At 55.0% G+C, this 11,714-nt stretch carries 12 protein-coding genes; 7 read left to right on the top strand and 5 right to left on the bottom strand.

Annotated features, from left to right (window positions below; all coding sequences use genetic code 11):
• Positions 1–16 precede the first annotated feature (16 nt).
• The 7 genes from ACR0DU_RS20400 to ACR0DU_RS20370 all read left to right on the top strand — a co-directional run bounded on the left by ACR0DU_RS20400 (position 17) and on the right by ACR0DU_RS20370 (position 6,267).
• Positions 17–652: a VirB8 family type IV secretion system protein gene (locus ACR0DU_RS20400; RefSeq protein ID WP_170624898.1), complete on the top strand. Its 636-nt coding sequence runs from the start codon at positions 17–19 to the stop codon at positions 650–652.
• Positions 652–1,467 (top strand): TrbG/VirB9 family P-type conjugative transfer protein, encoded by an 816-nt coding sequence (locus tag ACR0DU_RS20395; RefSeq protein ID WP_152460678.1) that lies wholly within the window; start codon positions 652–654, stop codon positions 1,465–1,467. The genes ACR0DU_RS20400 and ACR0DU_RS20395 overlap by 1 nt, the downstream gene beginning before the upstream one ends.
• Entirely contained in the window at positions 1,467–2,147 is a 681-nt protein-coding gene (locus ACR0DU_RS20390) for a hypothetical protein (protein ID WP_152460677.1), read from the top strand. The genes ACR0DU_RS20395 and ACR0DU_RS20390 overlap by 1 nt, the downstream gene beginning before the upstream one ends.
• Before the next feature lie 11 nt (positions 2,148–2,158).
• The gene (locus tag ACR0DU_RS20385; protein WP_170575215.1) at positions 2,159–2,992 is read left to right on the top strand and encodes a TraB/TrbI/VirB10 family type IV secretion system protein; all 834 of its coding nucleotides are present in this window, start codon (positions 2,159–2,161) and stop codon (positions 2,990–2,992) included.
• A gap of 205 nt (positions 2,993–3,197) precedes the next feature.
• Positions 3,198–4,211 (top strand): ATPase, T2SS/T4P/T4SS family, encoded by a 1,014-nt coding sequence (locus tag ACR0DU_RS20380; RefSeq protein WP_152460675.1) that lies wholly within the window; start codon positions 3,198–3,200, stop codon positions 4,209–4,211.
• Positions 4,212–4,223: 12 nt separating this feature from the next.
• Positions 4,224–4,382, top strand: coding sequence for a DUF4177 domain-containing protein (locus ACR0DU_RS20375; protein WP_152460674.1), 159 nt, complete (start codon positions 4,224–4,226; stop codon positions 4,380–4,382).
• Positions 4,375–6,267, top strand: coding sequence for a type IV secretory system conjugative DNA transfer family protein (locus tag ACR0DU_RS20370; RefSeq protein WP_152460673.1), 1,893 nt, complete (start codon positions 4,375–4,377; stop codon positions 6,265–6,267). Before ACR0DU_RS20375 ends, ACR0DU_RS20370 begins: the two co-directional genes overlap by 8 nt.
• A gap of 479 nt (positions 6,268–6,746) precedes the next feature.
• On the opposite strand, the gene ACR0DU_RS20365 is transcribed toward ACR0DU_RS20370, so the two are convergent.
• From ACR0DU_RS20365 to ACR0DU_RS20345, 5 genes are all read right to left on the bottom strand, one after another.
• On the bottom strand, positions 6,747–7,538 hold the full coding sequence (locus ACR0DU_RS20365) for an alpha/beta fold hydrolase (protein WP_480877140.1): 792 nt from the start codon (positions 7,536–7,538) through the stop codon (positions 6,747–6,749).
• 85 nt (positions 7,539–7,623) lie between these two features.
• Entirely contained in the window at positions 7,624–8,838 is a 1,215-nt protein-coding gene (locus ACR0DU_RS20360) for an MFS transporter (protein ID WP_480877137.1), read from the bottom strand.
• Between the two features lie 232 nt (positions 8,839–9,070).
• Complete coding sequence (locus ACR0DU_RS20355) at positions 9,071–9,616, bottom strand: GNAT family N-acetyltransferase (protein WP_480877135.1); 546 nt, start codon at positions 9,614–9,616, stop codon at positions 9,071–9,073.
• A gap of 135 nt (positions 9,617–9,751) precedes the next feature.
• On the bottom strand, positions 9,752–10,423 hold the full coding sequence (locus ACR0DU_RS20350; RefSeq protein WP_480877132.1) for a deiodinase-like protein: 672 nt from the start codon (positions 10,421–10,423) through the stop codon (positions 9,752–9,754).
• Positions 10,424–10,542: 119 nt separating this feature from the next.
• Positions 10,543–11,364, bottom strand: a complete 822-nt coding sequence (locus ACR0DU_RS20345; protein WP_480877129.1) for a class I SAM-dependent methyltransferase — start codon at positions 11,362–11,364, stop codon at positions 10,543–10,545.
• Between the last annotated feature and the right edge of the window lie 350 nt (positions 11,365–11,714).

Genomic DNA, 11,714 nt, shown 5'->3' with positions numbered 1-11,714 from the left:
AGAGCAAATGTCACACGTGACAGATCACGAAAAAGAACTCTTTCTGGGCGCACGCCGCGATGCCTTCAAATGGCAGGTATTCGGCATGGTCGGCATGGCAATGGGCGTGGCCTCTATGATTGGCTGGGCGATGCTCCTTCCCCTGAAGGAAATCCGCGCGGTGCCATTCTCCATTGATCCGGACACGAAACTGCCGGTCCTGCTGACTGAAAAAGTCGAAGAACTGGAACCTTCTGAGGCGATGGCCTTCCGTGAAGTCGCAAATTATGTGCGCGACCGGGAAACCTATGATGTCCAGGACAACAACGAGCGCCTGAAATCGGTGCTGCGTCGTTCTGATGAGCTGGCCGAAACGTCCTACCGCGAACTGTGGGACGGTTCGAACGACAACCATCCTGACGAAATCTATACGCCCAAGACAAAGGTGCAGACCGAAATTCTGGGCGTCTCGCCGGTCAACGATGAGACGGTGCAGGTCGAGATCCGCAAGTCCCTGATCGTGCCAAACCAAGCAACGGCCTCAGCCCGCTACGTGGTCACTGTGACCTACGGGTTTGAGGAAAAAATCGTGACGTCGATGGATGAGCTTCTGGAAAATCCGTTCGGCTTCGTCGTCACCAACTACCGCGTAGACGCCATAGGGAAGGTCTGATGCAGCGTTCTTTCAAAACACTCACCGCCACCGCCGCAGCAGTTTTGGCATTCTCTACGCCTCTGCTCGCTGAAATCACACCGACGCCAGACGGAAAGAATGCGGATCATCGCATCACGCATTTCCATTACGTCGAGAACCAGGTGTACCGCATCACTGTAGGTGAACGCCTGATTACCTATGTTCACTTTCCGCAGGGCGAGACCGTCCGCAGCATTGGCGCGGGCGACACTGAGAGTTTTCAGATCACCCGCCTGCAGGAAGGTCGCGTTATTGCGTTCAAGCCAGAAATCCTGAACTCGGATTCAAACCTGACCGTCCTGACCAATCGCGGGACATACAACTTCTATCTGGTTCCGGCCGAGAGCGCCGCCGAACGCAAACGTGTTCCATTTCGGGTCACGTTCTACAACAAAAACAACAGCGGCGGGACCACAACGCGTCGCGGCACAGTCGCTCGGAGCGAGCCGAAGCCAACTGGCCGGTTTGTGAACCAGAACTATTCGCGCTCGGGCAAAGCGGACTTTGCGCCCACCGCCGTGTGGGATGATGGCGTTCACACCTATATGCAAATCCCGCAGGATGCGGAGTTGCCGGGGATTTTCCGTGTCCTGCCTGATGGCCGCGAGCTGATGGTGAACACCACAGTCAAAGAGCGCGGCATTATCCAGGTGCAGGGCCTTTCCGACCTTTGGACACTGCGCATCGAAGACACTTCGATCTGTGTACGAAACGATGGCGACGCGTTTCAGCAGGCGAGTGCAACGGGCAGGCCCGTTACTTCACAGACAGTTAAACCGGGGGGCAGCAAGTAATGGATCGCAATCAGACAATTGCGGCACGGGCGGCGGCTGAACAGCCGTCGCAACGTGTCCGGAAGAAGTTCGACCCAAAGAAGCTGATAACCGTTGCGATCGCAGGAGCGGTGTTCCTGGGCTTTGTATGGTTTGTCATGGGCCATGAAAACAAAAGCACGAACACGGGTGTCCGCGTTGACGCTTTGCAACAAGGTGGTGGCGAGCGATACGGGCTTTTGACCGCACGGGGACCAGAGGCCGATGAGCCGGAACCAGAGGCTTTGCCCGAGGAAATTGAGGTGGCAACACCGGCAACAGTGCCGCAGGTCGATTCCGAAGGGCTGAAACAAGCCTTGAAAACTATCGAGCAACAGAACGGTCGGATTTCCGATCTGCAAGACGAGCTGACGGACGCCAAAGTTTCGCTGTCCGAAAAAGACGGTGAAATCGCAACGCTGAACCTGACCAATGAACGCCTTCAGGTCAGATATGATGAGCGAGAGAAGAAGTTCCAGACGGAACTTGCCCAGGCCATCGCAGATGCGGAGGCCCGGGCACTTGCCAGCGTAAGCCACCTTCAGGCGCAAGGTCTGACCGATGACGAGCGGCGCAGACTCGAAGAACTGAAGAAGATGCGCCAGCGGCAGAACCAGTCGGACGGCATTGTGTTCGATGAAAACCCATACGGCAGAAACTGATGGAGCTGACGATGAACAGAACAGCACTCACCCTCGCCCTGGTCACGTTGGCCTCAAGCGCGATGGCACAGGACGCACCCGGTCAAAACTACCAGCCGATCAATGGTGGATCGCAGCCGGTCATTTTCCAACCCTTCCCTGCAGCGCCGCAGCCGGTTCAAGTCCAGCCAGACGACACCCGCCTGCCTGAAGATCAACGCGGCTATCAGGAAAACCAAAACACGACATGGCAAAACAATCTGGTCGAAGAATATCCCCCCATCGTCGGGGCCTCGATCATTGACGATCCGTCGCGCACCCTGACGCAAGGCACGGTTTTGTCGGCTGTGTTCGGTGGCGCGGTCAGCTCGGAGTTGCCCGGCAGTGTCGTGGCGACGATTACACGTGGCGTCTACTCGATGGACGGCACGCGTTTGCTTCTGCCGCGCGGATCGAAGCTCTTTGGCGAGTATCGAGCGGACACGACATTGGCGCAAACGCGCATCATGATCGTTTGGAGCCGTGTCATCACGCCTGACGGCCTGTCAACTCAGGTCGGATCGGCTGGTACGGACGGTCAAGGCCGGACTGGTGCGACCGGCAGGGTGAACACACACTTTGGGAAACGGTTCGGAACTGCAGCGCTGTTGTCCATCATCGGCATTGCGCCGGTGGCACTGGTCTCTGACAACGATAGCAACAACTCGGTTCGCACTGATCTGGCAACGCAAGTGGGGTCTAACCTGCAGAACGCTACGGCAGCGGCGCTTGATGAATACCTGCGCATTACTCCGACAGTCTTTGTCGATCAGGGCAGTCGCATCAACGCCATCCTGCAGCGCGACGTTGTGTTCGATAGCTTCTGAGCGCGAGCCAATGAGCCGACCGCCTCAGCAGTCTTTCCGGCCGCTGCCAGCATGATCGAGTGCGGTAGCGGCCTTTTTTGAAGCAAATTCAGCACTTTTTGGAAGCAATGAATCTTATGTGGATGCCTTCGTGTTCGAGGCAAAGCCGAGATGCAGCGAAGGCAACCTCCAGTGTTCAAAAAAGTGCTCTACCAAGGACAAGAACATGAGCGGGCGGAACGGCAATAGCCTTCTGGAATACTATACAGGCAAGATCGAGCATCTGTTGCACGATGAAAGCCTGAGCGAAATTTCTGTGAATCCTGACGGATCGGTCTGGGTCGAAGAAATGGGCACAACACACATGACCAGGACAGACATTACTCTGAACAGAGATGATGTGGAAAACATCGGGCGCTGCGTGGCCGGATTCAGCGATGTGACATTCGGAGAAAAGAAGCCGATTGCGACGGCCAACGTGCCGACACAGCAGGGTAAAGCGCGGGTGCAGGTTGTGATTCCGCCAGCAACAACCGGCGTGGGGTCCGTGGCGATCCGCCTGCTCCGCGTGAAAACCGTCGATCTGGGCGCGTTCAGCTTCGCCAGCAAAGAGGCGGCGTTGGCAGAAAACAATGATCACAGCGCGCTTGAAAAGGCTCGGGCTGCTCTCGCTGCCGGAACAATGAACTTTGACGAGCTGGCCGACCTTGCGATGCTAAGCAAATGGAACGTGATCATTGCCGGGGGCACCTCGTCTGGCAAAACCACTGTTCTCAATGCAATGCTGAAGCGCGTCGATCCTGGCGAACGGATCGTGACGATTGAAGAAGTGGCCGAGCTGGACATCGAGCAACCCAATTCTGTCGATCTACTTGCTGACCGTTCCGAAGAAGATGGCCCTCGATCACCAACAAAGCTGCTGGAATCGGCGCTGAGGTTACGGCCTGACCGCCTCGTCTGCGGTGAAATTCGGGGCGACGACGCAAATATGTTCCTGGAACTGGTGAACACCGGCCACGATGGTTCTGTTTGTACCATGCACGCCAACTCACCAGTAGATGCCATTGGACGTATGAGCAAGATGGTGCGTCGCGGATCTCCGACCGTTCAAAAGTCAGAAGTGGTCGATGACATCCGGGCCACCATTCACATGATCGTTCACATGAAGAAAATCGGTGACGAACGGAAGGTCAACGGAGTGATCTTCCCACCCCTGATGACCGCTGATCAACTTATCTGAAGGAGAAATAGAATGAAAAAATTTGAGTATCGTAATGTCTTGATGCGGGTAGAGGAAAATGCAGGCGAGAAGTTTGCGAAGCTCGGGCAAGACGGTTGGGAAATGGTCGGCGTCGTACCTGCCGAGTTTGGCATCGTGTGCTTCTTCAAACGCGAGCTGACCGATGGCTGAGTTTCAGGATCTACCCAAAGGCAAGAAGGTCGCGATAGCCGGTACTATGGGCTTTATCGCTACCTCGGCTTGCGCGGTGTTGGTGGTCGGGCTGGCTCTCGAATACATCAACACCAGAGGCTTTCGCGGGCTGGACATCTGGGCGATCCCAGAGAAGTTCATGGCACAGCCTGCAGAGACGCAGCAGATCATGGGTCTGGTGGCGGTGGTCGCAGTGGGTGTTTTGACCTTTGCATTTGTGGCGGCTGCGCTGCGTGGTCCCTCAACGAAATACGGTGATGCGACCTTTGCAAAGGCCCCTCAGCTCGTCCAGGAAGGCTATGCGTCGGTTCTGAAGCTCAAAGACAAATTGGATAGTGAAATCGTGTTTGCCAAATTTGGTGAGCCAAAGGACAAAAACGCGATCTACTATAAGCCCGGCCCCGGTGTCCAAAAGCCGCACGCGATGTTCATTGCCCCGTCTGGTTCGGGCAAAACCAGCGGCTTTGTGATCCCGAATGTCCTGCGTTTCAATGGGTCTTGCGTCGTCCTGGACATCAAGGGCGAGATTTTCCAGACAACCGGCGCGCGTCGGGCAGCAATGGGCGATGAGGTTTTTATGTTCGACCCCGAGAACCCCGACAAAAGCCACAGCTACAACCCTCTGCGCCGCGCAGCACGTGCCGACAATCTGGACCGGCGATGGGAAGAAGTGATTCAGGTTGCAACTCAGATGTTCGACACGCCCAGCTCGTCCGCGCAGGGCTTTATGGGTGGTGTTGAAGGCATGTTCTGCGCAATGGCGATGCTGGCGATCAAAAGAAAGCGGCCATACATTTCCGAAGTCCTGCGCCTGGTCAAAACGACCAAGCAAAAGGACTATGAGAAAATGGCTGAAGAAGTTGGATATGCGCGAGCTGCAGATGAGTTTCTGAATCTTGCAGCCGAAGAATCCAAAATCCTGCGGTCAACGATTTCGGTTATGTTGAACTCCGGCCTGCAGCTCTGGCGCAACCCGTCGGTAGCAAGAGCCACGCAGGGCAATGACATCAACTTTGAAGATCTGCGTCGGCGCCCCAGCTCGATCTACTTTTCCGTGCCAGGGAAAAAGGTCAAAGAGTTCCGGACGCTCATTCGCCTGTTCTTCCTCGATCTGGTGAACACCATCGAAACTGTTGAGCCGGGCGAAGATGAGCCGTTCAAGGTTTTGATGCTGCTCGATGAGTTCCAACGCCTCGGCCATCTTGAGCGCGTTGTTGAAGCCTATGACACCATGCGATCGTTCGGGGGCAGGCTCGTGGTGATTTCGCAAACACTGTCGCGCCTACAGGACATTTATGGGCACGAGGGTGTGCGGGCGATGCTGGCAAACGCTGGAACCCAGATGTTTGCCGCCTCAGAGGATTCCGAAGTACGCGAACATGTGTCCAGGTCCATCGGGGACAAAACGGTCATAAGCAAGTCGAAGTCTCGAGCACTCGGCAAGATGGAAATGGGCAGCATATCAGAGCGTGAAGAAGGCATTCGGCTGCTCCGGCCAGAGCACGTTGGTCGTCTGCCGGAAAACGAGGTTGTGCTGATCCGCGAAGGCAAGATGCCCGTGATTGCGAACAAGATTCGATATTTCGAAGATCCTTATTTCATGCAGTTCCTTGGTGGCGACACGCCAAAGATCAAAGGGACACACCTGGATCTTGCTGAAGAGCAGGCCAAGGATACGGCAAAGGCAGTGGCTGATGCGAAACCGGCCCCTGCCCCGGTGAAAGAGGTTTCTGAAAAAGACCAGGAACTTCAGGCGGCATTTGATGCGCAGCGCACGGTCGCAAAGCGGAAAAGTCGGTCAGCGAAAGATATGGCGATGGAGAAAATGAAAGCCAAACGGGCTGAAAGTAGCGCCTTCACTTGACGGGGGTAACAGGACGCGGCCGAACCGGACCTTACTTCAATATGCAGAGAACGGCAGGAGAGAGCCCTTCCCGTGAATTCGATTTTCTCGCTGCGTGCGCACGCGGCACGAGTTCTTCTGCACCGACATAATTTCTCGCGCTGCGGTGCGGCTCGAAAACCGGTCGTTGGCGACCGGGCGCAGCATTCATCCGGAAGCGAATTCACAGATCGCGCAACGGAACGGACTCGTGCTGGTGCAGCGGGTTCAACCGCACAGAGTCGCTATCGGCCTTCGCGCCTGCAGCGTCGAGAGTTCGCCATCGCAGCGGATTTCCCCAGACCGGCCATTGGCAGACACGATCTGTCGCAGAATCCGTTGCCGCCATTCGCTGCGCCGAAGTCAGACTGGGAAGATGCGGACTTTGCCGACTTTCACTAGGCCGCCTAGAACTGCCGCGCAGGCCCCAAAGCCACTCAACCTAAAGCAGCGATCTACCACTACGCACGAACTAGATGCTCGTCGAGGATTTCAGCACAAACTCCTGGGTGCGTCGAGATCAGAAAATGACCTGCATCATCCACGATCTTTTCAATTGCTTTTGGGATATATGCGACAAGCTCTTCGTTTACGTCAGAAATAGGAGCCGGGGTTTCGCTGCCCCGCACAAGAGTTACAGGCAAGTCAAAGGATGCAAACTTCTCAAACGAGGGTGTAAAGGTGGCGGCTGAGTGCCAGTCGCGCAGGTTAGTGGGCGCAGATGCTCGGCAGAATGCGCGGACATTCTCAGGCATTGAAAGAAACGTCCCTGGATGGCTATAGAAGTCTATAATAATCGCCGCCGCATCTTCGTCACCTTCTGTCAACGCTGCCTCGAAGCTGCTCACCATCTTTTCGACTTCGGGCCGCCAAGGGAAAGAACCTTGCGAGGGTGACGCAAAGATTGGCATAGCTTCGAAGCAGACAAGGGTAAGCGGCTTGATTCTTTGCGCGAGAATTGCGGCCAACAAAAGATGCGCTCCCCAAGAGTGCCCGACCGCATGGCATGGTTCGCCAATCGCATCAAAGATCTGACCAACAAACTCAATTAGATGTTCAATATTCGCATCGCTCGCCGGTCGGACCTCGGGCGTAGTGCCATAACCGGGCAAACTGGTAGAGATGAGCCGCACGTCCGTGTTCAGGGCGCTCTGCACGCCCTTCCAAGCCGCGCCCGTAGCATAGGCTCCGGGTAGCATTACGACTGGCAGACCTTGCCCTTCTTCCTTCAGTTCGAATTGAAACTTTTTCATTCTCGCGCCCTTTTTTTGGCGTCATTTGGTGCGGCGATATTTGGTAGACCACTGATCGTCATGGACCGCATTTGTCAGCCTGTTTTCACGCTGGAACGGATTGTGCAGGCCCTCCTGTGTTGATCCTCAAGTAGAGTGTTCCGACAACGGCAAGGTTCAAAACACCCGCAGCGGCAGCTGTGCCAAAAGCAATCGAGTAATCACCTGTCCAGTCAAAAAAGTATCCTCCAAGAAATCCGCCATTCGCGTGGCCGAACCAACCGAACATCGTGACTACACCCATGGCGAAGCCCCGCTTTGAAGGCGGAGTATGAGCGGCGATGGTGGTCAACACCCCAGTCATAACCCCCGCATATCCAAAGCCGTAGAGTAGGCCATACATATAGAAAGCAGATAGGTCCTGGATAAGAATGAAGCCATAGATCAGGAGGGTCATCCAGGCTGTGGCGATCATGTAAGCCGGTATGGCCCCGATCATATCCGCAAGCCGCCCGAAGAAAACGCGCCCGAGGATACCCATCAAGAGCATCACAAAGATAACACTACCTGCCTGATCCGCGCTGTGACCTTGGCCTTGGATATGGGGGACAAGGTGCATCAGTGGTACAGCCATGCAAGTGCAGCACAGAAAGATCGCGATGCACATCCGGGGGACGACCACCCGTATGGGAGGATAGTCGCTCTCCCGAGGCACGTTGAATGTTTTATCCTTGGCTACTTGCGCTGGCTTCAACAAGCTCGCCAAGGGCAGCAGGATGCCCAGCATTATTAGGCCCGTAATGGCGAACGCCCCGGAGACACCAAATGATGTAATCAGCAATGCCGAGGCGAAAGGCACCCCACCTTGACCGAGTGCTTGCCCTGCAGAAACAATGCCAATTGCAAGACCTGCCCCGACTGGGAACCACTTGCCGACCAATGATAGAATTGGCGCGAAAATGGCGGCCGCACCAAAGAAACCCGCCACCGCCATGAGTGCGTAGAGTTGCCAAAGTTGTTCCGCACGAGATGCCGCAAGATAGGTGACCCCCATGACAGCACATCCGAAAAGAACCACCGGACGCACACCGAAGCGATCAGCCAGAGTACCCATCAGAAGGCCCCCGAAAGACATCCCCATGATTCCGAATACGTTTATCAGTGAGACATCGGCACGGCTCCAGCCGTGTAACTGCTCCAACGGGACAACGAATGCTGACATGCCATTTACGATCGACCCCATGGCCAAGGCGAGGATTAGTGCTGACGCAGCAACTACCAACCAGCTATTCCGACTATGTTGGTGATCTATCTGGCTCATGTCACATTCTCCGACGATGTGAGAGCAAATGATAGGTTCTCAACTAAACAAAAGCAATTTTTGGGGCGGCTCTGTACGCTATTCAGGCCTTGGTACATTCTGAAACGAAGGCATTCTTTCAACTGGCTAAAGCTGTTTCTCTATTCGTCTAGGTCCCTTAAGGGCTCGAAGCCGACCTTGCCCGTCATCTCCCCCTACACGTCGAGGTTGTGGTTGGCTCGCCAGAGGTGCCCTAAAACGGTGGTTTCTGGCTTGCTTCACTGACTACCATTCGGTTTGCTAGCTTTTCCGCAGGCAAAAAACCCAATCGGCGTTGAACCGCGTCGCTGGCGGGGTTCAGCTTTGGCCAAACCCGGGTGTAGATTGCATCAGCCTCTGATTTTTGAAACACACGCTCGCAGAGTAAGCGGGATGAATCACTGGATACACCTTTTCCCCAGTAAGGTCGGGCGACAGCCACAAATGTTGCTACCGTATTGTCAGGCAATCCTGGCGCAACGAATACGCCGCGTATTCCTACAAATCTCCCCTCATCGGTCTCGTCACGAATGGTCCACAGACCAATGTGTTCAGGATTACCGTTGTTCCGCTTACCGTCGACAGCGAGGGTGTCAATCCAGGCATCTGTCGCTGCCAAAATCCCGTCATGCGACGAGACATTGTGTACGAGTGTCTTGGAAGCCTCCACATCCCCAAAAATGTACGTCGCGATGTCCATACGGTCCGCCGTCGAGCTTGGCCGCAGTCGGTACCCCGTGCGATTGAGAATGGCTTCCACCGTCTCCTCCTCCTCGCTAAGACTCTCTCGCAAGAATCTACCTAGGGTCAATCACCGCGACACGCGAGGCACAGTTGAGAGCTTGCGCTCCGGGCTCAAAGTCGTGGTTCTCCGAAACCTAAGCCGCCAGACTTTCTAAGTGATTGTCGTGACGTTTCTTAGGGCTGATGCCCAATCCTCAAGATGGCTATCGTGATATGGCCCTTGCTCAGACTTGAAGGTGACGACCCCTTTGGCGTCAAGAACATACAAGCGCTCTGGGGCTCCGGCATAATCGTCATTTATCCGATTGTCTGGCCAATCCAGGACCACTTGGCTGTGAAAACTGTAGGCCCTTCGCCAATCGTGGGCCACCTTGGCACGCTCATTTATATCTGTTGGTTGTGCGTACATAATTTCGTCAGCGCGGTTTGAGTTTGTGTTCCATCCGTCTGTCGGATGTGCTTCCAGAGTGTAAACGAAGACGAACTGAACTGAGTCTTCGAATTCGCCGATCAACTGCTTCATACGCTCGGATTGACGACGAAATATGGGACATGTGTAGCTGCCGAAAATCAACGAGACAGGCGCACCACGCAGACTAGACAACGTGAATAAATCGGATGAAATCCTTCCATCCTGTTTTAATACGTGCGCTGAAAAGTCCGGCGCCCGTTCACCTACGTTGGCTTGGCATCTATCTTCCGCCGCCGCTGCGATATCGAGATAGTCAAGAAAATCAGCTTTGCTCAGGCTCATCGCATTGTGGAATTCATCATCGGACATGCTGTCCATCTGATCACGCATACTGAATGCAATTTTGCTCATTGTTCTTCCTCCCCCACGCCAAACCTACCACGCGTGGCCAAGAAGTCTTCAACGGACGTTCGCTGCCTTCTTCAGTACCAAATGCTCTGCGGGACAAAGTCCTCGTCGCCTGCTTTGGCTTACCTGGCGCGAGCGACGATCAACGATGCAGGAAGGGGCGCGTGCCATTTGTCGCCGTTACCGAAGCGTTCGCGAACTTTCTCGGCCACCGCTGCTTTGATTGCCGAGTTGTTCGCCGCTGGCTGCTGCGACAGCAAGTACCCACCGCGAGGGGCTCCGTTCTGGAAAATCTCAGCTAGGGCTTCCGGACTATCCAATATCCAGAAGCAGTCAATCTGCCTTTGGGTTTCCAGATCGAACCCCGCGTCGGACAAGATAGACCTTGCCGCTTCCTCGTTTGCGAATTGATGGAAGTTCGGACTGTCTGGCATCTTAACAGAAGGGTCACCGTGTTCCTGGACGCTGCTGTAAAAAACTTGGAAGACGGGGGAGACATCCGGGCCACACCACGACGTCATAATGAATTGTCCATTTGGCTTCAGAAGCCTGCGAATTTCCGAAAGTGCTTTGGGCTGATCGGGAACGTGCATTAAGCCGAAGCTGCAGACGACACTATCAAAGCTCCCGTCTCTAAAGGGTAGGTCTTGTGCGTCGGCTTCAATGAATTCTCCGGCAGGAAACCTCTCCCGTGCGTGCGAAAGCATCTTTGCGGAGAAATCTGCCCCGGTTACGGAGTGCCCGGCTTTGGCAATTGCTTCGGTGACGTTGCCTTGTCCGCAACAGAGATCCAGAATCCTTCCGTTGCTACTATCAATACTTGCCACAATCGAAGGAATGGCCTTGTCACTCGCTTCTGAGAACATGGTCACGTAGCCTGAAGAAATTGTATCGTCAGACCAACCTTTCGTTTCCAACTCTGCAAAGCCCTCGTAAGCAGCCATTTTAGCCCCCCAATTCTCTTCGTGCTTCTACGAACAGCATGAACAACCGTTTGTTACTCCGCAATACCGGGAGCAAAATTGTCAGCCTTGGGCTCAGAGTCCGAATTCGCGGCGTCCGACTTGAACGACGCCTGCCGAAGCGCGAATGCCTCAGGATCGACAGGGACGGCGAAAGATCAAGAGTTTGGAGTTTGTGGCGAACGGCTGGTCTCATGCGGTCCGAACCCAAGGGCGTGCTGCGGGGGCATTGGGCGGCTCTGAGCCGAGGCTGTGTGAAAACTCCGGATGCTGTATGCTTTTCGGCAAAGACCGGAGGCAGGCATGTCGGGATATATCGAGGGTACGGACCG

The organism is Ruegeria sp. G2, from assembly GCF_056533505.1.
This window is presented reverse-complemented; position numbering and strand designations above follow the sequence as displayed.

Coding starts and splice junctions, on each gene's coding strand:
- ACR0DU_RS20395 (WP_152460678.1), top strand. CDS start 652: ATGCAGCGTTCTTTCAAAACACTCACCGCCACCGCCGCAGCAGTTTTG.
- ACR0DU_RS20390 (WP_152460677.1), top strand. CDS start 1,467: ATGGATCGCAATCAGACAATTGCGGCACGGGCGGCGGCTGAACAGCCG.
- ACR0DU_RS20385 (WP_170575215.1), top strand. CDS start 2,159: ATGAACAGAACAGCACTCACCCTCGCCCTGGTCACGTTGGCCTCAAGC.
- ACR0DU_RS20380 (WP_152460675.1), top strand. CDS start 3,198: ATGAGCGGGCGGAACGGCAATAGCCTTCTGGAATACTATACAGGCAAG.
- ACR0DU_RS20375 (WP_152460674.1), top strand. CDS start 4,224: ATGAAAAAATTTGAGTATCGTAATGTCTTGATGCGGGTAGAGGAAAAT.
- ACR0DU_RS20370 (WP_152460673.1), top strand. CDS start 4,375: ATGGCTGAGTTTCAGGATCTACCCAAAGGCAAGAAGGTCGCGATAGCC.
- ACR0DU_RS20365 (WP_480877140.1), bottom strand. CDS start 7,538: ATGAAAAAGTTTCAATTCGAACTGAAGGAAGAAGGGCAAGGTCTGCCA.
- ACR0DU_RS20360 (WP_480877137.1), bottom strand. CDS start 8,838: ATGAGCCAGATAGATCACCAACATAGTCGGAATAGCTGGTTGGTAGTT.
- ACR0DU_RS20350 (WP_480877132.1), bottom strand. CDS start 10,423: ATGAGCAAAATTGCATTCAGTATGCGTGATCAGATGGACAGCATGTCC.
- ACR0DU_RS20345 (WP_480877129.1), bottom strand. CDS start 11,364: ATGGCTGCTTACGAGGGCTTTGCAGAGTTGGAAACGAAAGGTTGGTCT.